We start from the raw sequence: 21,667 nt of genomic DNA on the forward strand, positions 1-21,667 counted from the left end.
TCTTTTATCCTCGCCAGTCTTTTGGACGTTGCTGTATGGGCGGCTATATGGCAGATGCACGGTGTTAAAGATATTAACTGATGGCTGAGTTTGTGGCATGGCGATCGCCATCTAAGTAAGTTCTATCTCTTTCTTAGGAGATCAGCCCAGTTGTTGCTCAAACAAACGCGCAACTTCTTCTAAAAAACTTATCAACTGTGGAAGTCATCTAGATCTCTGTAAAATTATGTTAACTTAACCCCACAGTTGTGATTTGCTCACCCCTTGCCCATGTCGCGTCGCCTTCTGCTCCATCTTCTCTTTGTTTGTTGCTTCACGCTCATCACGCTCGGCTTTACACCATCTGCCCTGGCTTTGGGCGGAACGCAGCCACCGCTCGACCAACCTGCCCCAGGATTTACTTTGCCAACCAACACAGGTGATGGTGAAATTTCGCTATCTGACTATCGCGGGCAGTGGGTTGTAGTTTATTTCTATCCCAAAGATTTCACGTCCGGTTGCACGTTAGAGGCACGTCGGTTTCAGCAAGATCTACCTCAGTATCAGGAAAGGAATACGCAGATTTTAGGTATCAGTGCCGATGATGTCGATTCTCATGCTGAGTTTTGTGACGCTGAGGGTCTGCGGTTCCCGCTGTTGGCTGACGTGGACGGTGCAGTTAGCAAGGCATACGGTTCCTGGCTAGGTTACGTTTCGCTGCGGCACACCTACTTGATTGACCCAGAAGGCATTTTGCGGGAGCGCTATATCGGCGTACAGCCAGCAATTCACAGCACTGAAGTGCTGACCCGACTGGACGAATTACAGGGAGTTGCTTCCAGCGCTGCATGAGCTTTAGAAGTTATTCCTTTTCTGAGTCTGACAAAAACTGAGGACGGGCGGTTTGGGTTTGGGTGAGTAGCTGCTGCACTGAATTCCAATCTGACTGCTCAATTTGGGTAATGACCTGATCAAGCTGGTGACGGTAGGCGTGGAGCGATCGCACCAGTTCATCTTGGTTGTATTCCGCCATCATTCTGCCCAATTCGGGGTTGCCGCCACCAACGCGGCTAGTATCTCGAAAGCCAGAACTAGCGATCGATTGAGCTAAAGCTAAGACTTCTGCACTGGATTCACTCAAGCAGGTAGCAATTAGGCTAGCGCTAACCATTACAGGCAAGTGAGAAATCCAGGCAACTGCCCGATCGTGAGCTTCAGGAGAACAGTGGTAAACCTGCGCTTGGAGCGATCGCACCAGTTCTGCCACAGTTTCTACAGCTTTGGCGGGTGTGCTGTTGATCGGGGTGAGTACGTAAGGTCGGTTGACGAATAAACCTGTCAGAGCCGCATCCAGTCCACTCTCGGCGGTGCCTGCCATTGGGTGTCCGCCTACGAAATTTTGCCAGTGGGGGGCGATCGCCTCGACCACCGATCCCTTGACCGAACCTACATCGGTGAGGATGGTGTTGGAGGAAAGATGAGGGAGCAGTTGCATCACGGTAGATTCGATTGCTCCCAGTGGCGTGCAAAGAAATACTACATCTGCTTTTGCCATGAGTGCCAGGTCGGAACTGGCGTGATCGACGATTTGACGGGCGATCGCCTGTTCACAAGTTTCAGGACGACGGCTGACTCCAAAAATTGTGTGCTGATGCCGCAAATCTAACGCTAGCGATCCACCAATTAAACCCAGCCCAACAATCCCAATATTCATAACCAATCCATTGAGTGAGACTGATTTGATTTTTGTGTAAATGCGGGCAGAATGCCCGCATTTACACAAAAATCTGAATACACTCATTCAGTCAGGTGGACTTAATGGTAGCGGATGGCGAGTCTTAGGGTTTGTGTCACAATGAAGTTCATTCGTTAGTGGAAAAACTCCAGGCTCGTGATTGAGGTAGAAGTCCACCAGCAACTCCGCGCTTTCCTGCGAGAGCAGGGCGAACCCTATTGGCCGCACCATTTGACGATGGCTCGGCTAGTTGCCCGTGCATTGCGCTTGGGGCGGAGTGCGTTGATCCAAGCGGGGACTCCTTCTGGCTATCATGGGCGCTACCGCCTTAGCTACTTGATGCCTGCTTTGCTGTGGCAAGGCTCTGCAATTTTGGTAGTACCCGAAGCCGTACAGCAGCGGCTCCTGATGGTTGAGATTCCACGCCTGAGACAGTGGATTCCAACTCATAAGGCAATTCAGACAGGCGATCGCTGGCCCAGCAAAGATTTTGAAGGGCTGCTGCTGACGTCTCCTCAGTCCTGGTTGACCGATCGGCTGTTTGCTCAGGTCCGCTTTCCCGATGGCATTCCCACCCTTCTAGACGGCGTAGATGATTTAGAAATCTGGGCACGCGATTTGTTGACCGTCAACATTCAGCCGCAGGATTGGGATCAGCTAATGTTGGCGTGCCCTGACCAGGCAGAACTAATTCGTGATGCCAGAGTGCAGTTGACGCGCTCGATCTTTCAGCATCCTGCTAATCCTTATAATTGCTATCTGGTTGAACCGCCAGAACTGGAGATTTTGCACTCGCTACATGAAGCTTTACAAACTGCTAGTGCGGCATCTATTGGGCTGGATGGTGTGGTCGCAGAGCAGAAGGAAAAGGAGAATGAGCGGCGATCGCGCTGTCTGCCTGAAGCCTGGAATCACTTCTGGCAAGGCTTGCAGTCCGAAAACCAATTCACCTGGACAGAAATTGCTAGACGGCAAGGCCAATTTTCTCTCCACTGTGGCCCAGCCGAAGTGGAGACCGCGTTAACCCCCATCTGGACAAAACAGCCCGTTGTGCTGATCGGCGGTGCCCTGGACTTAGAGCCAGAAGCAACTATGTATCGACAGCGCGTCGGCTTAGAGGATCTGACCTGCATCAAGTTTTCGCCCGATCGCCAGAATGAGCTAATTCAGCTTTACCTTCCTGATGGGCTGCCTATGCCCAACACCCCTCATTTCCAGCCTGCGCTGATGCAGGAGATGCGAGAGCTTCTAGGACTCAGCACGGTCGGGCAAGGTCTGACCGTTGTACTGATTGGCGATGTACCGCTGAAAGCTCAGGTCGGTTCAGTATTGGCGGCCGAGTTTGGTTCACGGGTTCAAGTTGAAAAAACTTGCCTTGATGATCACGGCATTTTGGTTACAGGTTGGGAATTTTGGCGACAAAATCAAGCCGTCTTGCCTGCGCCTCATCTGCTGGTGATTGCCACATTACCGATTCCCTCTTTGGAAGAACCGCTAGTGGCGGGTCGAGTGGCTTATTACAAGAAGCATCGCCAAGACTGGTTCCGACTTTATCTCTTGCCCGAAGCGCTGAGCGAATTGCAGCGGGCGATCGCCCCTGTGCGTGAATCCCAAGGCGTTGTTGCCCTGCTCGACAACCGAGTCAACCATCGCAGTTACGGACATCAAGTGCTTTCAGCCCTGAGTCCCCTCGCCCGTATCGACTATGTCGATCCCGGATTGTTTACTCAACTAGACTATTCCATGTTTGACTAGCGTTTCAAAATAGGCAGCATTAAAGGGAATTGGCATTAACTCAAAACTTCTTTACTTTCATTCTCCCTTTACCCACAGCGATCGCTCCTGACAAAACGTTATTATCAGCATCAGACTACGTTTAATGAGACTCGATGGGATAGAGACATGGGAGACGCAAAACGCCGCAAGGAATCTCTGGGGGATAAGTACGGACAGGAAGAGAATATCCTTTCGTGGCTGCCGATCAAAAAGAGTCAAGCCCGCCAATTTGTCAACCTCAGCACCCGTGGCGCATGGGTTGGGATTGGTCTTTTGGTTGCTTACTGGGTTGTGGTTCGATTCCTTGGTCCTGGTTTGGGCTGGTGGGAAGTCAACTGAGTATGGCTCAGCGGTAATGAGTACCTGATACTAATGTCCCTAGGGCGTGTTTTAAAAGGCTGGGATGAATGCCCTAATCTTGAAGATTCCCTTAATTCCCCCTTTTCAAGGAGAACTCTGAGCGGTTTAGTTCCCTCCTTTTTAAGGAGGGTTAGGGAGAATCAAAAGGCTTTAAAACACTGCCTAATGACCACACTGCTCGATCACCCTCGATTAGTTGAGCTTCAAGTGAGTTTATGGGGATGTCTAGCAACTTTTGTGAAGTTGCAGTAAAGCTACGGATAGATGAATAAAGATTAAGTAAATTCTTGATCTCTTGGTCTTTGCTTAACCTCAATACACCTCTACTTAACCTCAACTCGATAGCTTCATGAAGGGTTCCCGCAAATTCACGGATAGGGAGAAACTTCATGACTATCTACAAGTTCATAAGACCCTCAGTTTTGACTGCGGGTGTCATTAGTCTGGTCGGTTTGCTGAGTTCTGATCCGGCGCAGGCATTTACACTGACGCTTCTGCAAAACAATGATGCTGAGTCCAAGCTTTTGCCTGCTGGCGACAATGGTGAGATTGCAGGAGCTGCCCGATTTACTACGCTGATTAATCAGCTAAGAGCAAACGCAACCACAGATGCAGTCGTCACAATTGCCTCTGGCGACAACATTCTGCCAGGAACAACTTTCAATGCCAGTCTTGAGGATGGCGTGTTTTACGACGCTGCTGTCTTAGATGCAGTTGGCTACGATGCGATCGCCCTTGGCAACCACGACTTTGATTTTGGACCAGAAATTCTGGCTGACTTCATCAGTAGCGATCAGTTCAGTACTCCTGTGCCTTTCTTAGCAGCAAACTTGGACTTCAGCGGTGAACCACAGCTTCAAGCGTTAGTTGATCAAGGACGAGTTGCTAGTAGCGTAATCGTCGAAAAAGGCGGAGAGAGAATCGGTATCATCGGAGCCATCACGCCTGAACTTCCCTTCATCTCCAGTCCTCGAAACGTAACTGTCGAAAATCCTAACGATGTTGCCGCAGAAGTGCAGGCAGAGATTGATGCTCTAGAAGCTCAAGGTGTTAATAAAATCATTTTGACGACACAGCTACAGTCCATTAACAATGACGTAGCGCTTGCCTCAGAATTGAGCGGCATTGATGTGATTGTCTCTGGGGGCGGTCAAGAACTATTGGCAAATCCTGGCGACCCTCTGTTACCTTCTGACGCTACCACGGCACCCTTTGGACCTTTCCCGCTAGAAGCAACGAATGCTGATGGTGATGCAATTCCTGTAGTCACGACGACAGGAGGATATGAGTATATTGGGCAACTTGAGATTGAATTTGACGATGCCGGGAAGGTAGTTTCCTTTAACGGTAGCCCTGTTCGTGTTTTTGCAGAAGATGGGATTGCGCCTGACTCCAGTGTACAAGCGGAGGCGATCGCGCCTGTTCAGGAATCTGTTGAAGCGTTGGCAGAAAACGTTCTGGCAACCAGCGAAGTAGACTTGAACGGGCAGCGAGGCGACTTCACTGCTGGGACACCTGGAGTAAGAACCCAAGAAACCAACTTGGGCAACCTGATTGCTGACGCCCTACTTGCAACAGGCACAGACCTGGCAGATGATTTTGGCGTTGAGGCTCCTACCATTGCTCTGCAGAACGGAGGCGGCATTCGGAACAACTCCATCATCTCAGCAGGTGATTTTACAGAGTTAGATACTTTCAGCATTCTGCCGTTTGCAAACTTCGTCAGCATCGTGCCCGATGTCAGTGCAGAGCGACTTAAACTGATTCTGGAAAATGCTGTTTCAAATGTTGAAAATACAGACGGACGGTTTGCCCAAATCTCTGGATTTAAGTTTGCCTATGATCTGACGGGTACAGCCCAGGTTACAGATGATGTAACAGGTGAGATTACAACCACTGGCACACGCGTCAAAACTGTGATTTTGAACGACGGCACTGTGATTGTGGAAGACGGGCAAGTTGTCTCTGGCGCACCCAACATTTCCATTGCAACAATCGACTTCTTAGCTAGAGGTGGGGATGAATATCCCTTTGGTGGTGCTGATTTTATCAACTTGGGCACTACCTACCAGCAAGCTCTTGAAGATTATGTAAGCAGCGTGCTGAGCGGTGAAGTTACCGCAGAAGACTATTCTGAAGATGCAAGCACTCGCATCTTTGTCGGTGAAATTCCCACGGATCAAATTCCGACTGAGCCAGGTGAACCTGGGGAACCCGGTGAACCCGGTGAACCCGGTGAACCCGGTGAACCTGGTGATCCAAGTGTCTCCGTGCCAGAACCCACTTCTGCACTGGCGATGCTAATGTTCGGAGCGCTAGGTGCAGGTTCCCTCTGGCAGCGCAAGCGCAAAGCTTAAGAGGTTTTGCAGGAATTTTTCACCTTTGTGGGGTGAGTGTCTATTCACTCTTACTAGGGCGTTGCTAGCTGCAAGGTAATTTCTTTTCTGTTCCTGATACCCGGTAATCTACCGGGTATTTCTCTTTCTGCTGGTAGAGCAGTGTTTTGGCTATCTTGAGTCCGATATGCGATCGCCTTCACAGCACAATAAATTGCCATCTCAACAAAGCTTCAGATTGCTTATCCGAGAAATATTGATTCGTCAACCGAGAACTGCTTTATACTGCGGTATTTATCAGGAAATGCCTCAGTTCCTGTTGAAGTAACTAGAACCGGGCTATCTTCAAGTCCATATTCATCCACACTCCAGAATCCACAACCAGAAGGTACGTTTTTATGAACAGATGGCTGCAACCTAAAAAACTAGGTTTCATGCTGGCGATGACGGTTGCTTTTGGCGGCTCACTACTTGCGCTACCCCGTCAAGCTCACGCTGATGAAATTTTTCGACAGCAGGGCACGATTCAACCTGCCCAAAATGAATACACTTTTTCGGGCACTGAAGGTCAAACAGTCACCATCAACCTGACTAGCGCCGATTTTGATACAACCTTAGCCCTGGTGGGTCCGAGTGAGCAAGAAATTGCCTTTAACGATGATTTCGGCGGTAGCCTAAATTCTCGAATTATTGCAACTTTACCTAGCAATGGTGAGTACCGAGTCATTGTGCGCTCTTTTGCCGGAAATGGTGGAGCGTACACGGTTACAGTGAACCCTGCGACAGAGTACGAGCAAGCTTACGCTTCAGCAACAACGCTGTATCAAGCAGGCAGCTTTACTGAGGCGATCGCCGCCTTTGGGGAAGCGATCGAGATTGACCCGGCTGAGCCCTCTGCCTACATTGATCGCGGCAATGCTTACCTCGCAACAGGAGAGAATACCGAAGCAGCGATCGCTGATTTTGAGCGGGCAGCCGACCTGTACGAAGAGCGGGGAGAAGTGGACTCAGCTCAGTCTTACCGAGACTACGTTCAGTTTCTCCAGTCGTCTCCTCCTCCTGAGCCGATGCCTTTTTAAGAGGGACTCTCTACATCCATTTCCCCTAACCATCACAAGACTCATTTGAGGCTACTTTTCATGATTGACCAACTCCGGCTCAGAAAAATCGGTGTATTAATGGCTGCTGCAACCTTGCTCAGTGGCACATTGTTGTTACCTGCGTACCCGGCTCGTGCTCAAGCTTTGCTAGAGCAGGAGGGGACGTTACGTTCGTCTGAAGGCGAACATACTTTCTCTGGAGAAGCAGGACAGTCTGTGATGATCACCGTCACCAGCCCAGACTTTGATACGACGCTGACACTGCTCGACCCCAATGGAGCAGAAATCGCCTATAACGACGACTATGCTCGCGGACTAAATTCTACAATTGTCTACACATTGCCAACCAGCGGCACCTACAAAGTGGTTGCGCGTTCTCTCTCTGGCACAGGTGGTAGCTATGAACTGGTAGTTGCTGATGCGACTGCTTATGACCAAGCTTATTACCGGGGTATCGCCGCCCGACAGGAAGGCAACTATGCAGCAGCGATCGCCGCTTTTGATGAAGCAATTCGGATTGACTCTAGCCAGCCTGCAATTCATCTAGACCGGGCAGATGTACTCCAAGCGCAAGCTCAGCAGCTTCGTCCCGAAGAGCGTGAGGCGATCGTAGAGAGCTACGAACGGGCGATCGAGCTTTATGAGCAAGCAGGTGACACAGCAAATGCCCAACTGGTTCGCGAACAACTGACGTACTTAGAGACACCACAGTACTAACCGTTCAGTTTAGTTTTCACCATTGCCTGAATTTTTTGTCCGTCAGCCCGACCTTTGAGTTGCTGCATCACGGGGCCCATCACCTTCCCCATATCTTTTGCAGAACTGGCTCCAGTTCTAGAAATTACTTCATCGATTACCTGGCTCACTTCCTCGTCTGAGAGTTGTTGAGGCAGGTATTCTTCTATGATGGTGAGTTCTTGGGCTTCTTGATCGGCTAAATCAGTTCGTCCAGCCTTTTGATATTGTTCGATCGAGTCTCGTCGCTGTTTGGCAAGCTGGGCAAGCACTTCAAGCTCTTGAGTTTCGTTTAGTTCGGTTTGCCCTTGAGGACGAACACTCACTTCTTTTTCTAGCAATACTTTTTTGATACTGCGAACCGTTTCCAGGCGAGTCTTATCTTTCGCCTTCATCGCCGTTTTGATATCTTCTGTAATTCGATCTTTTAGACTCATCGGTTTCTCGTAGTTATTCAAGTAAGCGATCTACTTCAGAGAATATATCCCTGCAAGACTAGCACAACTATATTGGACATTTGACGCGATCGCCCTTACACCTGATATCAACAATTGGCTTCGATCACGTTTCTGGCGACTTCACAAAAGCCCTCTGCTTCAGCGGCATGGGTAACAAAGGCAGGCTGATGAATCAGGCGATCGCGATAGTGCAGCACATTTGCTACACCGACCGAGAGGGGAAAGCGATCGCTATCAAACAGGCTCTCATCATTAGGACTGTCACCAATGGTTAGCACCTGCTCAGGTTGCACATCAGCAAAATAATGCTGCAAAACATGAGTGAGAGCGATCGCTTTATCTTGATGCAGCGTTTTAATGTGACATTGCACAGTGCTATAGGTAAAGCTCCAACCTTGAGCCTGACAGCGATTGCTCAAAAACTGTAATTCCGTTTCAGTGAGTTTTTGGATATCAAACGTCCAGTCGGTGAGACGAAAGCGGTTATCACTAGATTCTTGCAAATGCGGAAAGTGAGTTTGCAGGTCTGCAAAGGTTTGGGCTAGCTTTTGGCGGTGCTTAACCAGATTGGCGATGGGCACAATCATCTCGCTGATATCGGGTTGAAAGTAAGCTAAACCACCGTTCTCGGCGATCGCCCCAACTACAGGCAAATAACTCACCAACCCATTCACCCAGCCTGCCGAACGTCCCGTCACGATGAGAACTGGAATGTTGGCGATCGCCAGTTCTTGCAGGGCTTGCAGCAAGTTTGGTGTAAACTTTCCCTGCTGAGTTAGCGTACCGTCCATGTCGGTCGCAATCAGGCGAACCTGCTTTAGTTTGTTCTGGGAAGCTTGAGATAGAGGAATAAGTGGCATTTGTTCCCTATCCCTTCGCTCCAACCGCTCCCAATCCTAGCAACACTCCTTCAAACAGTTTTCTGCCGTCTGTATTGCCCAAGGCTGGGTCGGATGCTCTTTCAGGGTGAGGCATCATTCCCAGCACGTTTCCCTGACAGTTACAGATGCCAGCAATGTTGTTAAGAGAGCCGTTGCAATTGGATGCTGCGGTTACTGCACCAGAGGCATCGCAATAGCGGAATAGCACCTGTCCGTTGGCTTCTAGCGCTGACAGGGTGTCTGCATCGGCGTAGTAGCAGCCTTCACCGTGAGCAATCGGCAGGGTGATGACTTGCCCTTTTTGATATGCCTGTGTCCAGGGCAGATCGGTGCGCTCTACTTTGAGGGAGACGCGATCGCAAATAAAGTGCAAATCGCGATTTCGCATCAGCGCTCCGGGCAATAGTCCAGCTTCGGTCAACACCTGAAAGCCATTGCAAATTCCCATCACCAGCTTGCCTTGTTCTGCATGACGCACGGTAGCTTGCAGAGCGGGTGAAAAGCGGGCGATCGCCCCACAGCGCAAATAATCACCATAGCTAAAGCCACCCGGAATGATAATCACATCCAGATCGGACAGGTCGCTTTCCTCATGCCACACCATTCGGGTTGGCTGATTTAGCAAATCCCGCATCACCATGGCTACGTCGCGATCGCAATTAGAACCAGGAAAAACAATCACACCAAATTTCATAAACTCTTAGCCTCTGCCGTTTCTAGTAATTCAAACCGATAATTTTCAATCACTGGATTCGCCAGCAGTTGGTCACACATCCGATCAAGCTGCTGTTTGGCGGAGGCTTCATCTGCGGCGGTCAGGGTTAGCTCAACGTATTTGCCGATTCTGATGCGCTCAACGTTGTCGTAGCCGAGATGCTTTAGCCCCGACTGCACGGCCGTACCCGCCGGATCGAGAACTGAAGGGCGAAGCGTAACATAGATTCGAGCCTGGTAAGTTTGAGTCACAGTTTTTCTTGGAGCAACTTTGAGAAACGGGTTCTGCTAAGCATCTTAGGGCTTAACGACGACAGTTGTACCCACTGCGACCTGAGCAAACATCGCTTCAATGTCTCGGTTTAGCATTCGGACACAGCCGTGGGAAATTGCCTGTCCAATGCCGTCTTCCTGGTTGGTGCCGTGGAACCCAATTTGGCTACTATCATCTGCCCAAAAGCCAATCCAGCGCGAACCCAACGGGTTGTCTGGTCCAGGCGGAATCACCTGCTTGGTAATGGGGTGCTGCCAGTTTGGGCGAGGCTCCATGTCGGTCACGCGAAACGTGCCCGTTGGCGTTTCCCAACCTGCCTGCCCCACTGCTACGGGGTAGGTGGCGTGCAGTTTGTCCTGTTTGTAAACCGAAACTTCGCGATCGCTCAAATCGATGACTAAACGAACGGTTCTTGCTGCCGCAGTCGAAATGTTTGCATGAGCGGCAAGCATCCTTGTCTCTGATGCAGAACCGGGAAGTTTAATACTAAATGAGGCAGGCGAACCCACTTGCCACTGCGCCGCAATCAATAAACTTGCGGTGGCAAAGCTGAGAAACATAAAGCTGCGAGAGAGGAGTTCGTTCCTTGCCATTAACCCTATCCAGGTCAGTAACCCTTACCTACTAGGTTGCCTCAAAAAATAGGGTTTTGGCAAAGATCAAGGCTCAGTCTACGGGCTGAACCATTGCTCTAAAACCGCTTCTGTTTAGCATTTGGGCCGCTTCATCAGCAAGGGAGCGATCGCCAAATGCCCCTGCCTGCATCATCGTTCGACCGTTGGCATAGGTACGGAACGCACCCGGAACGACCGATCGCACTTCTGACTGCATACTCTCACTATCCGCCTCCACCAAGACTCGATAGCGCACAAACGCCGCGCCGCCGCTGTAGCTGCCACTGCCCAAGATGCTGGTGCGATTGTAAGAACTGTTTGCCGCCGATACAGTTGGCAAACTGCCGATGTTGCCAACTGGAATATTTCCACTCGGCACAGGCAACAGGTTGGCAGAACGCACCGGATTTGCTGCCCTGGGAGCTACAGGAGCCTGAGCAGGAGTCGGCGTACCGCTAGCCGGAGGGGGCACCGGAATCTCAATAGGAGCATCAGTTGCAGTTGCAGTCCGGTTGGAAGGGGCACCGGGCGATCGCTCTGGTGAACGGCTCACCACAACTTCTCGCATCGGTTGCGCTGCCGGGGCGGATGTAGAAGAACTGGAAGGCGGCAGCACGGGAATTTCAATTGGCGCATCTGTAGCAGGGACAGTTGCCGCAGTTGTCCGGGCAGGCACCTGGGGTCGGACAGCTTGCCCAGGTCGGACAGTCTGCTCAGGTCGGACAGCTGGAGCAGATTGGGTAGTTGGAGCAGATTGGGTAGTCTGTCCGGGTCGAGCAGGGGACTGGTTCCGAGCAGGGGGTGTTACTTGAGTTGATGGTGGCGGTACCGGAATTTCGACTGCATCAGCAGTGCTGGGAATAGCTACATTCGGGCGAATTGCTGCTGGAGTAGGGGGTTGGGCTGAAATGGCGGAAGGTTGGGAAGCTGAAGGTCGAGAGACAGGAGGTCGGGCAACTGAAGATTGAGAAGCTGGAGGCTGAGAAGTTGGAGGCTGAGAGAGTGTGACTGCTGGTGCAGATTCTAAATTTGGTAAGGCTGAAAAGCCTGCCTCTGAGTTAGGTGGAGCCGTTGGACGAGTGGCAACGGGGGAGGGTGCAGGTTGACTCACAGGAGCAGGAGCCGACGAGGTTGTAGAAGATGGAGTTGCAGGTGGGATCGCAGACGGCACAGGGAGGGGCTGGCGTGCAACGGGTACAGGACGGGCAGCAGGAGCAACAGGAGCAGGAGCAACGCCAGTCAAATCAACTCGTCCGGTGGTGCGATCGCTCGCTACCTGATTGCCAAATGCTGGAATTTCTTGACTGGTCGCACTAGCGTTTACGTCCTGACGGGCATTGTCACGAAATTGGTTGTTGCCTGGTTCGTTTGCTGTGCCTAAGTCAGGAAAAGATTGGGCGATCGCCACCAGTCCATCCCGTCGGTTGGACTCAATTACGTTGTCTCGCAGCGTCGGACGGGCATTTTCTTGCACCACAATGCCGTCCTGATTTTGACGAATTTGATTGCCGACGATTAGCGGCGCTGCATTCTCGTTTACGTTGATGCCAAATCCGGTTCGTTCAAACACGTTTTCTCGAATCTCCGGACGAGACGTGCCATAAACGGTGATGCCATTTGCCCCATTTTGAACAAAAGCATTGCCACGAATCACCGGAGCGCTATTTCCGGTTACTGAAATGCCGTCGTGGCTGCTGCCCGTGAAAGTATTGTTGTTCACAGTCGGGCTGCTCGACTCAATCCACAGCCCATAACCGCGAGGGTTAGGATTCATCACAGTGACTCCCGTTAACACTGCTTCGTCTTCGCCCAAAATTGTCACGTTCTGGCTAGCAGAAGTCCGGCTGAGAAACGTTCCTCCGCCCTGAATCACAATTCCTCGTCCCCTTGCTCCCGGCTCTCCTTGAATCGTCACACCGGATTTCAGCTCAAGTGGAAAGGTTTCTCCTGACTCAGCGCTGTAAGTTCCTGGTGACAGCAAAATGACTGTGTTGGATTGTGCATTCTGAAGTGCCTGGGTAATCGTTCGCAGGGCGCTTTGCTGGCTGCTGCCGTTATTGCTATCGTTGCCCAAAGTCGGGTTGACGAATAACAGATTCGCTGAGCTTGGAGCCGATGCTTGAGCAATCTCAATCGAGTTTGGTTGGGTTTGGGGAATGGTTTGGGCTTGAGTGCTGAGGGGGGCGATCGCACTCACACCCCCCATGCCAATTACAACTGCGGCAACCCACCCTAACTGCACCAGCGCTCGAACGGGCAACATCGATACGCTAAAGAACATATCTTGCGGATTGGGGCAACAAACAACGCTCATTAACTGTCCTCCCGACACCAGGAACCATCGGCACCACAACAAACGGCAGACTTACCATCTGATCACGATTGCAACAGTTTTAATACATTCAGCGCCAATCAGCTAGAGGTTTTTGTAACTTTTTTGCAACTAGAAACAATCACCATCAATTAGCAAATTCCGTTCGGCTGTTAGGATGAGTAATTAATAGGAATGTTGTGATGGGTGAGACACATAGCCAGCAAAAGCTCTCGGAGTCTGCGATCTACCGAATTTTAGATGCCAATTTAGACCGCGCCCGTGAAGGGTTGAGAATCGTTGAAGAATGGTGTCGATTTGGGTTAAATAGCACCAAATTCACCGACGAGTGTAAGCATCTACGGCAGGAGTTAGCACGCTGGCACAGTTTTGAAATTCGCACGGCACGAGACACCCCAGGCGACCCAGGAACAGAACTAACCCACCCGCAAGAAGAACAGCGTTCTAGCTTGCGAGACGTATTGGTGGCTAATTTCTGCCGTATTCAGGAAGCCCTGCGGGTGCTGGAGGAATACGGCAAGGTCTATCATGCTGACCTGTCAGCCGCCTGTAAGCAGATTCGCTATCGGGTCTATACCCTCGAAAGCGACCTGATGGGACATCAGCGACATCAGAAATTAAGGCGATCGCACCTCTACCTCGTCACCTCTCCCGTTGACAATCTCTTCTCAGTCGTTGAAGCTGCCCTTCAGGGTGGGCTAAGCCTGGTGCAGTACCGCGATAAAAACGCAGATGACACCACCCGCATTCACACCGCCGAAAAGCTGAAGCAAATCTGTCACCGTTACGACGCCCTATTCATCATGAATGATCGGGTTGACTTAGCTTTAGCTGTAGACGCAGACGGAGTGCATTTAGGGCAACAAGACATTCCCATTTCACTAGCTCGACAAATTTTAGGGCCGCAGCGACTAGTAGGACGTTCTACGACCAATCCAGATGAACTGCATCGGGCATTGCGAGAAGGCGCAGACTATGTTGGCGTTGGGCCAGTTTACGAGACTCCTACTAAAGCGGGTAAAGCTGCCGCAGGTCCGGAATACGTTCGCTACGCAGCTGAACATGCTCGAATTCCCTGGTTTGCGATCGGCGGCATTGACACTGACAACTTGAGTGAAGTGCTGTCTGCCCGTGCAGAACGAGTTGCTGTAGTTCGTTCCATCATGCAGGCAGAGCAGCCCACCTTAATCACCCAATACTTTGTCTCCCAGCTAGCCCGAATCCAAACAATTCGAGAAAGCGATACCCGTAGTCATGTTCATTGATTCAGAATTATTCAGGCATTGATTTAGTCCATGTCTAACGCTTCTAATTCAAACTCTATTTCGCTGCAAGTGAATGGGGAGCCGAAAGCCTGTGCGCCTCATACTCCGTTGCCCCAATTTTTGGAACAGTTAAACATGAATCCGCGCCTGGTAGCAGTGGAGTATAACGGCGAGATTTTGCACCGCCAGTTTTGGCAGGAAACGGAAATTCAAGAGGGCGATCGCCTTGAGATTGTCACCATCGTTGGCGGTGGCTAAATGCAAAACCAGCAAATTCTCCTAGAGATTCCTCAGCCTATACGGGTACGGTTATCCACCTAAAATCTGCCTTAAGCTTGCTTCCTGTAAGGCTTGGAAGGCGATACAGTAAAGAGGTGGTGACTTGTAACGATTGCTTAACAAGCAGTCTATTAAATAGGTCGCTCGCCCTTGGGTGGTGGAGCTGGATTCTTCCAGGTAACCGTGAACAAGAGTTTCTAGCCCGTTGCTAGTTTTCTCGATAAGTTGCGAAAACATAAAGAACATCTAAGAAAACCACTGGAAGAGCCAGAGCCAAATATAGTTTTAAATTCAGCTTGGATAGGCACAGTCTTATGTACAAGAAACTGTTTGCACTGATCAAACCCCTTCTCAAACCGTTACTCCTCGCTAGCTTAGTCATTACCCTGGTTTTCAGTCAGGCAGATGGTGCCCTAGCAGCTAGAGGTGGTCGTATTGGCGGCGGTAGCTTTAGAGCTGCACCGAGCCGCACCTATGCACCCCCTAGCCGCACCTATGCTCCTCCAGGTGGTGGATACTACCCTGGTGGCGGTTTTGGCTTCCCCTTCATCATCCCCTTCTTTGGCGTGGGCGGTGGTTTTGGCGGTTTGTTCTCAATTTTGATTTTCCTGTCAGTTGCCAGCTTCCTGGTTCGCAGCTTCCGTCAAGTTCAGGGTGGTGAAGACGGAATAGGCTATAGCAGCAGCAGTCCCTCAATCTCGGTCGCCCGAGTGCAGGTGGGTCTCCTAGCAAATGCTCGAACCCTGCAAACTGACTTCGATCGCATTGCCAGATCAGCCGACACAGGTTCCTCTGAGGGCTTAGCTCAAGTTCTTCAAGAGACAACCCTGTCTCTCATGCGCCATCCCGAATACTGGGTTTATGGTGCGGCTGAAAATCAGCAGGCACGTCTGGAAGCAGCTGAGGCCCAGTTCAATCGCTTGGCTCTGGCAGAGCGCAGCAAGTTTAGCGAGGAAACGCTCTCTAACGTTAACAACCAGCTTCGACAAGCAAGTCAAAGTGCGTTAGTTACGGCTGAACCAGGTGGCGAATTAGTTCAGGCAGCACCGGGCGAATACATCGTTGCCACCCTCCTAGTTGCTACCCAGAACAAGTTGCAGCTCCCTGCTGTGAACAACACGCAAGACCTGCGCCGTGCCTTAAGCCAGATTGGAGCGATTCCTAGTGAGCAGCTTTTGGCAGTTGAGGTTCTTTGGACTCCTCAAGACGAGAACGATACCCTCTCCTCTGAGGATCTGTTGACCGAATATCCCGACCTGAAGTTGATCTAATCTAGTTCAGGTAATGCAAAACCGGGGATTGTAGAGCTATAGCTTTCTACAATCCCCGGTTTTATATCTAGCGAGGGCGGCGATCGCCCCGATACCATCTCACAATCTTCTCCGGCGAAATTCCCAGCAAGTAAGCTGCAATGACCACCTGGTTAAGCAGCGTCGTTCTCATAACCCCTAGCTTTTCCCAGCGTCGGGCTGAGGTGAGGACCGAGGCAGGGGCGATCGCTACCTTCCCCTTTCGGCGCAATCGCCGAACTAATTCAAAATCTTCCATGATTGGTAGTTCTGGAAAGCCGCCAAAATGATGAAAGGTTTCTGCTCTAAGAAATAGCACCTGATCGCCATAGGGCATTTGGAAGTAGCGCGATCGCACATTCACCCCCCACTCCACTAGTCTGAGTCCTGGATTCTGCCCGTCAATCTTCAGCGCAAACGCCCCTGCGATCGTTTTGGGTTGAGCTAACGTTTGGCAGATCAAATCAGCGAATTCTTTGGGCAACCGAGTATCGGCATGGAGAAACAGCAAAATCTCCCCGCTTGCGGCTCTTGCCCCAGCGTTCATTTGATAGGCTCGCCCTGGTCTTGAGTGAATGACGCGATCGCCCAAAGATTTCACAATTTCAACGGTTCGATCATGACTGCCGCCATCCACAACGATGATTTCAATGATAGAACTGCGAATCTGGTCGAGGATCTGCTGAATCACATTTGCCTCATTCAGCACTGGGATAATGATGGAAATCTTGGGAGAAGAGAAACGATTCTGTGAATGCCTCACGCTTGGGTTGCCTCCCAGATGGGTAGGTCTTCTGGGTGATCAACATCGGTGAGGGGAGCGAGAGTGGCGATCGCCAATTCCTTCGCCTCTGCAGCAGTCATCGTTTGCCAAAAAACTTGGTCAGTTCCCCAATCAATTCCACTAAATAGCTCTGGAATCAAGGAACGCAGCCCAATCAAATAGTAGCCCCCATCGGTTGCTGGACCTAAGACCAAATCGTGCTCCTGCAATGCCTGAAACGCTTGTGCTAGCGTGGCAGAATCCAGTTCGGGACAATCTATCCCAATCGTCACAACATGCTTGCTACCCGTCTCAAATGCAGACTGAAACGCAAGCCGCATTCGTTCTCCTAGATCACCTGTAGCTTGGGGCTGATAGCTCCAACGAGAACCGAGCCAGTCTTGCATGAGGGAGCGATCGCCTCCCGCAAATCTAATTTCCACAGATAGAGGGGAATTTAACCTGTCCTGCTGCTGAGCTAGCTTCTCCACCCGTTTCAGAGTGAATTCTGTCATCTGCCGCTGAAGTGCAGCCGCGCCCGCTGCCCCTAAGGCTGGAATTAAGCGAGTTTTAGTTTTGCCAACTTCTGGATATCGGGTAAAAACTATCAGATGGTTTGTCTCTGTCAACTTAATCCTGATTTCATTCTTAAACAGCAGTGTATTTACCCTAGATGAGTTTTAGCTGAAAATGAGCCCTGTCTGCGCCTTTTCGCTGCTTACCCAAACAATTCTCGATGAGCAGCTTGGCGATCGCTCATGGCAAAATTTTAAGTAAACTGAAGAGCTTGCCCCTTTACTTTCCCACTTCCTTCATGACTGCAACCAACTTGCCCAGCCAATACGACCCCTCCTTGACTGAAGCTAAATGGCAACAGCACTGGGAGGAAGATCAGGTCTTTAAAGCAGACCCCAATCAACCGGGTGAGCCGTATTGCGTCGTGATTCCGCCGCCCAACGTCACAGGCAGCTTGCACATGGGTCACGCCTTTGAAAATGCCCTGATCGATACGCTGGTGCGCTATCACCGGATGATCGGGCGCAATACGCTGTGGCTACCGGGAACTGACCACGCCAGCATTGCGGTGCAGACAATTCTGGAGCGGGAGTTGCGATCGCAAGGTAAAACCCGTGACGAAGCTGGGCGCGAAGCCTTCCTGGAACGGGCTTGGGAATGGAAGAAAGAATCAGGCGGCACGATTGTAGGACAACTGCGGCGGCTAGGCGTTTCCGTAGATTGGTCACGCGAACGCTTCACGATGGACGAAGGTCTTTCTAAAGCAGTCCTGGAAGCCTTCTCGCGCCTCTACAACGAAGGGCTAATTTATCGCGGCCAATATCTGGTGAACTGGTGCCCTGCCAGCCAGTCTGCCGTGTCTGACCTGGAGGTGGAAAATCAGGAAGTCAACGGGCACCTTTGGCATTTCCGCTATCCACTGACGGACGGTTCCGGTTCCGTTGAAGTCGCAACGACGCGTCCTGAAACAATGCTGGGCGATACTGCCGTAGCGGTCAATCCCAAAGACGAGCGCTACAAGCATCTAGTGGGCAAGACGCTGACGTTGCCAATTATGGGGCGTGAAATTCCGATTATTGCAGACGAATACGTCGATTCCAGCTTTGGCACAGGCTGTGTGAAAATCACACCAGCTCATGACCCGAATGACTTTGAGATGGGCAAACGCCACAACCTGCCTTTCATCAACATCATGAACAAGGACGGGTCACTTAACGCCAACGCAGGCCCATTTGAGGGACAGGATCGGTTTGAGGCAAGGAAGAACGTGGTAAAGCGCCTGGAAGAGGAAGGCTTCCTGGTGAAAGTAGAGGACTATCGCCACACAGTGCCCTATAGCGATCGCGGCAAAGTCCCCATCGAGCCGCTGCTGTCTACCCAGTGGTTTGTCAAAATTCGCCCTATGGCAGACGGAGCGTTGGAATTTCTCGATCAGCAGGATGATCCCGTTTTCGTACCCGAACGCTGGACGAAGGTGTATCGGGATTGGTTGGTTAGCCTGAAAGACTGGTGCATTTCTCGCCAGCTCTGGTGGGGGCACCAAATTCCCGCCTGGTACGCAATCAATAGAACTGACGGTCAGATTACCGATGACACGCCCTTTGTCGTCGCCACCAGCGAAGCAAATGCTTGGGAGCAAGCACGACAGCAATTTGGCGATGACGTTCAGCTTGCTCAAGACCCTGATGTGCTGGATACCTGGTTTTCATCCGGTTTATGGCCCTTCTCAACTATGGGCTGGCCTGAGCAAACAGCCGACCTAGAGCGCTACTACCCCACCACAACGCTGGTTACAGGATTTGACATCATCTTTTTCTGGGTGGCGCGGATGACGATGATGGCAGGGCACTTTACTGGAAAGATGCCGTTCAGCACGGTTTACATTCACGGTCTGGTGCGGGATGAAAACAACAAAAAGATGTCGAAGTCAGCAAATAACGGCATTGACCCGCTGATTCTGATCGACAAATACGGCACTGATGCACTGCGCTACACGCTGATTCGAGAAGTAGCGGGTGCAGGGCAAGACATTCGCCTGGAATATAACCGCAAGACCGACGAATCGGTTTCAGTCGAGGCATCGCGCAACTTTACCAACAAGCTGTGGAATGCTTCTCGGTTTGTGATGATGAATCTGGACGGCAAAACGCCAGAGCAATTAGGCAAACCTCAGGCGGATGAGTTGGAATTGAGCGATCGCTGGATTCTCTCCCGCTACAACCAGGTAGTTCGTCAAACTCGCGACGACATCGACAACTACGGTTTAGGAGAAGCCGCCAAAGGACTGTATGAGTTCATCTGGGGCGATTTCTGCGACTGGTACATTGAGCTGGTTAAGTCCAGACTGTTCAAGGCACAGTCGGCAGAAGTCAGCTCAGCCGAACTGAAATCCAGGGAAATTGCTCAGCAGACGCTGGCCCATGTGCTAGACGGCATCCTGCGGCTGCTGCATCCGTTTATGCCGCACATCACCGAGGAAGTTTGGCATACGCTCACGCAGTCCGAAGAAAATCGGTACTTGGCACTTCAGGCTTACCCTGAAGTAGACGAAAGCCTGATTGATGCTGACCTGGAAGCGCAGTTTGACCTATTGATTGGCACCATTCGCACGGTTCGCAACTTGCGGGCTGAAGCAGACATCAAGCCAGGGGTAAAGATTCAAACGAACTTGCAGACAGAGAGCGATCGCGAACAGCAAATCCTTACCGCAGGGCAGGACTACATCAAAGACCTCGCCAAAGTTGAGAATTTGACCATTGAAGCGATCGAACGTCCTGTGGTTCCACGTCCGCTCAAATCTAGCACCCAGACACTCAGTCCGTACCGCAAACCGGCGATCGCTCTGGGATTAATTCTGGCGCTGCTGATTGTCGTCAAAGTTACACTGGGTGTGCTGGATGCTGTAGATAGCCTGCTGCTGATCTCGCCCTTCCTGGAGCTGATTGGGTTAGGGTATACCATCTGGTTTATCTACCGCTTCTTGATCCGTGCGACCGACCGTCAGGGCTTTGCCGAACAACTCGACGCAGTGACAGCGCAAGTTGCAGGCAAAATGTCGTCATCTTCCAATCCTCAAGAGCCTCTGCCACAACCCATAACTCCCACCCAAACGCTGACGGTCGAAAAGCTGCCCCAGCAGCAGATGATCGCCGGAGTCGTGGGCACGGTGCAGGTTCTCATTCCGCTGGAAGGCGTAGTGGATGTAGAAGCGCTGCAAGCTAAGCTGAAAAAGGATTTAGCGAAAGCAGAGTCCGAAAGCCAGATCCTGCGCGATCGCCTCAGCAATCCTAAATTTGTTGATAAAGCTCCGGCAGATGTGGTTCAGGCAGCCAGGAATTCACTCGCTGAGGCGGAGAAGCAGGCAGAGATTTTGCGCGATCGCATCAGCCGTCTCTAACCCTGTGATGGTTGTGGCTTTCACTGAGTAGGGTTAGTCTTCAGAAAACATCAGGCTCCCTTAATAAATTCAGTAAGCCACACCATTTAATCCGGATCAGGTCCCGCTAAGGTGTTAAAGGGTGGTTGTAAGCATCAGGTAATTCCCCTGCTTCTTATAAATGGCTTCCCTCGACTCCACTCGAATATCTTCACAGAATCGAGACATCTTTAGCTGGGTGTCAGACAAGATATGAAGATATACTGTCATTCAAGAATTGGTTAATCTTGTTGCTGAAATGCTCTATTTGGCTCAGGTGCAGGAAAAAGACGCTGTCGGCAAGACGAAACTGCAACTGCTTGCATACCAAAAAGCCGAACATGCCTGGGCAATTTTCTCTGAAGAAGATAATACTGTCTATGCAGAGGGATGTGATCTGGGTAAAGGGGCACTTTTACTGGTTCAGCTGAATGATTTGCGACAAGTTGAAAACATCCAGGATGCAGCAGACTGGCTGACTGAAATCATTCAGCAATATCTAGCAACGGGTGTAACCCCAGAAATTTTGCAGCAGGAAGTACAGCGGGCCGAACAGTGGCGACAATCACTCACGCTACAGAGCCAGGAGCTTGGGCGACGTGCTCTAGAAATGGAAGCTCGGCGTGACCAGATTCAAGAGCTAGAAGAAAACCTGAAGCGAGAAAAAAAGCAGCTTGAGCTTGAAAAAAAGCAAATTCAAGACCTGTTAGAACTAAAAGCTCAGCGTGACCAAATTCTAGAGCTTGAAGAAACTTTGAAGCAAGAAAAAAACCAACTTGAGCTTGAAAAAAAGCAGCTTGAGCTGAAAGCCGCTCAGCTCAAGACCAATACTTCAGCAAACTAAGC

Annotated in this window: 20 protein-coding genes; 11 read left to right on the top strand and 9 right to left on the bottom strand. The window is 50.9% G+C overall.

Annotated elements, in window-relative coordinates:
* Window positions 1-270: 270 nt before the first annotated feature.
* Window positions 271-831 (top strand): peroxiredoxin, encoded by a 561-nt coding sequence (locus H6G00_RS25480; RefSeq protein WP_190641412.1) that lies wholly within the window; start codon window positions 271-273, stop codon window positions 829-831.
* Between the two features lie 10 nt (window positions 832-841).
* On the opposite strand, the gene H6G00_RS25485 is transcribed toward H6G00_RS25480, so the two are convergent.
* Window positions 842-1,693, bottom strand: a complete 852-nt coding sequence (locus H6G00_RS25485; RefSeq protein ID WP_190798871.1) for a prephenate/arogenate dehydrogenase — start codon at window positions 1,691-1,693, stop codon at window positions 842-844.
* 177 nt (window positions 1,694-1,870) lie between these two features.
* Here H6G00_RS25485 and H6G00_RS25490 point away from each other — a divergent pair, with 177 nt between their 5' ends.
* The 5 genes from H6G00_RS25490 (at window position 1,871) to H6G00_RS25510 (ending at window position 8,003) form a co-directional block, all read left to right on the top strand.
* Entirely contained in the window at window positions 1,871-3,469 is a 1,599-nt protein-coding gene (locus tag H6G00_RS25490; protein ID WP_190798872.1) for a helicase C-terminal domain-containing protein, read from the top strand.
* Window positions 3,470-3,616: 147 nt separating this feature from the next.
* On the top strand, window positions 3,617-3,829 hold the full coding sequence (locus H6G00_RS25495) for a DUF2839 domain-containing protein (protein ID WP_190641409.1): 213 nt from the start codon (window positions 3,617-3,619) through the stop codon (window positions 3,827-3,829).
* 410 nt (window positions 3,830-4,239) lie between these two features.
* Window positions 4,240-6,207 (top strand): bifunctional metallophosphatase/5'-nucleotidase, encoded by a 1,968-nt coding sequence (locus H6G00_RS25500; RefSeq protein ID WP_190798873.1) that lies wholly within the window; start codon window positions 4,240-4,242, stop codon window positions 6,205-6,207.
* 377 nt (window positions 6,208-6,584) lie between these two features.
* Window positions 6,585-7,265, top strand: coding sequence for a tetratricopeptide repeat protein (locus tag H6G00_RS25505; protein WP_190798874.1), 681 nt, complete (start codon window positions 6,585-6,587; stop codon window positions 7,263-7,265).
* A 60-nt stretch (window positions 7,266-7,325) separates the two neighbouring features.
* The gene (locus H6G00_RS25510) at window positions 7,326-8,003 is read left to right on the top strand and encodes a PPC domain-containing protein (RefSeq protein ID WP_190641406.1); all 678 of its coding nucleotides are present in this window, start codon (window positions 7,326-7,328) and stop codon (window positions 8,001-8,003) included.
* Here the strand turns inward: H6G00_RS25510 and H6G00_RS25515 are convergent.
* From H6G00_RS25515 to H6G00_RS25540, 6 genes are all read right to left on the bottom strand, one after another.
* Window positions 8,000-8,458: a GatB/YqeY domain-containing protein gene (locus H6G00_RS25515; protein WP_190641405.1), complete on the bottom strand. Its 459-nt coding sequence runs from the start codon at window positions 8,456-8,458 to the stop codon at window positions 8,000-8,002. The two genes, H6G00_RS25510 and H6G00_RS25515, sit on opposite strands and share 4 nt — an antisense overlap.
* Before the next feature lie 107 nt (window positions 8,459-8,565).
* Window positions 8,566-9,339, bottom strand: a complete 774-nt coding sequence (locus H6G00_RS25520) for an HAD family hydrolase (protein ID WP_190798875.1) — start codon at window positions 9,337-9,339, stop codon at window positions 8,566-8,568.
* 7 nt (window positions 9,340-9,346) lie between these two features.
* Window positions 9,347-10,054, bottom strand: coding sequence for a phosphoribosylformylglycinamidine synthase subunit PurQ (gene purQ / locus H6G00_RS25525; protein ID WP_190798876.1), 708 nt, complete (start codon window positions 10,052-10,054; stop codon window positions 9,347-9,349).
* Window positions 10,051-10,326, bottom strand: coding sequence for a phosphoribosylformylglycinamidine synthase subunit PurS (purS, locus tag H6G00_RS25530; RefSeq protein ID WP_190641402.1), 276 nt, complete (start codon window positions 10,324-10,326; stop codon window positions 10,051-10,053). The genes purQ and purS overlap by 4 nt, the downstream gene beginning before the upstream one ends.
* 45 nt (window positions 10,327-10,371) lie before the next feature.
* On the bottom strand, window positions 10,372-10,941 hold the full coding sequence (locus H6G00_RS25535; RefSeq protein ID WP_190798877.1) for a L,D-transpeptidase family protein: 570 nt from the start codon (window positions 10,939-10,941) through the stop codon (window positions 10,372-10,374).
* A 73-nt stretch (window positions 10,942-11,014) separates the two neighbouring features.
* Window positions 11,015-13,276, bottom strand: coding sequence for a DUF1565 domain-containing protein (locus tag H6G00_RS25540; RefSeq protein ID WP_190798878.1), 2,262 nt, complete (start codon window positions 13,274-13,276; stop codon window positions 11,015-11,017).
* A gap of 200 nt (window positions 13,277-13,476) precedes the next feature.
* On the opposite strand from H6G00_RS25540, the gene H6G00_RS25545 reads away from it, so the two are divergent.
* From H6G00_RS25545 to H6G00_RS25555, 3 genes are all read left to right on the top strand, one after another.
* Window positions 13,477-14,559: a thiamine phosphate synthase gene (locus H6G00_RS25545; protein WP_190798879.1), complete on the top strand. Its 1,083-nt coding sequence runs from the start codon at window positions 13,477-13,479 to the stop codon at window positions 14,557-14,559.
* Between the two features lie 30 nt (window positions 14,560-14,589).
* Window positions 14,590-14,817, top strand: coding sequence for a sulfur carrier protein ThiS (gene thiS, locus H6G00_RS25550; RefSeq protein WP_190641399.1), 228 nt, complete (start codon window positions 14,590-14,592; stop codon window positions 14,815-14,817).
* Window positions 14,818-15,152: 335 nt separating this feature from the next.
* Window positions 15,153-16,109, top strand: a complete 957-nt coding sequence (locus H6G00_RS25555; RefSeq protein WP_190798880.1) for a DUF1517 domain-containing protein — start codon at window positions 15,153-15,155, stop codon at window positions 16,107-16,109.
* Between the two features lie 67 nt (window positions 16,110-16,176).
* On the opposite strand, the gene H6G00_RS35720 is transcribed toward H6G00_RS25555, so the two are convergent.
* The gene (locus tag H6G00_RS35720; protein WP_190798881.1) at window positions 16,177-16,890 is read right to left on the bottom strand and encodes a TIGR04283 family arsenosugar biosynthesis glycosyltransferase; all 714 of its coding nucleotides are present in this window, start codon (window positions 16,888-16,890) and stop codon (window positions 16,177-16,179) included.
* Window positions 16,887-17,519, bottom strand: a complete 633-nt coding sequence (locus H6G00_RS35725; RefSeq protein WP_242042490.1) for a TIGR04282 family arsenosugar biosynthesis glycosyltransferase — start codon at window positions 17,517-17,519, stop codon at window positions 16,887-16,889. The genes H6G00_RS35720 and H6G00_RS35725 overlap by 4 nt, the downstream gene beginning before the upstream one ends.
* 185 nt (window positions 17,520-17,704) lie before the next feature.
* On the opposite strand from H6G00_RS35725, the gene H6G00_RS25570 reads away from it, so the two are divergent.
* Together H6G00_RS25570 and H6G00_RS25575 are read left to right on the top strand one after the other, a co-directional pair.
* Entirely contained in the window at window positions 17,705-20,803 is a 3,099-nt protein-coding gene (locus H6G00_RS25570; RefSeq protein ID WP_190798882.1) for a valine--tRNA ligase, read from the top strand.
* A gap of 277 nt (window positions 20,804-21,080) precedes the next feature.
* On the top strand, window positions 21,081-21,665 hold the full coding sequence (locus H6G00_RS25575; protein ID WP_199318704.1) for a hypothetical protein: 585 nt from the start codon (window positions 21,081-21,083) through the stop codon (window positions 21,663-21,665).
* Window positions 21,666-21,667: the final 2 nt, after the last annotated feature.

Source organism: Leptolyngbya sp. FACHB-541 (assembly GCF_014695875.1).
In the GTDB taxonomy this organism is placed as follows: domain Bacteria; phylum Cyanobacteriota; class Cyanobacteriia; order Elainellales; family Elainellaceae; genus JAAUTN01.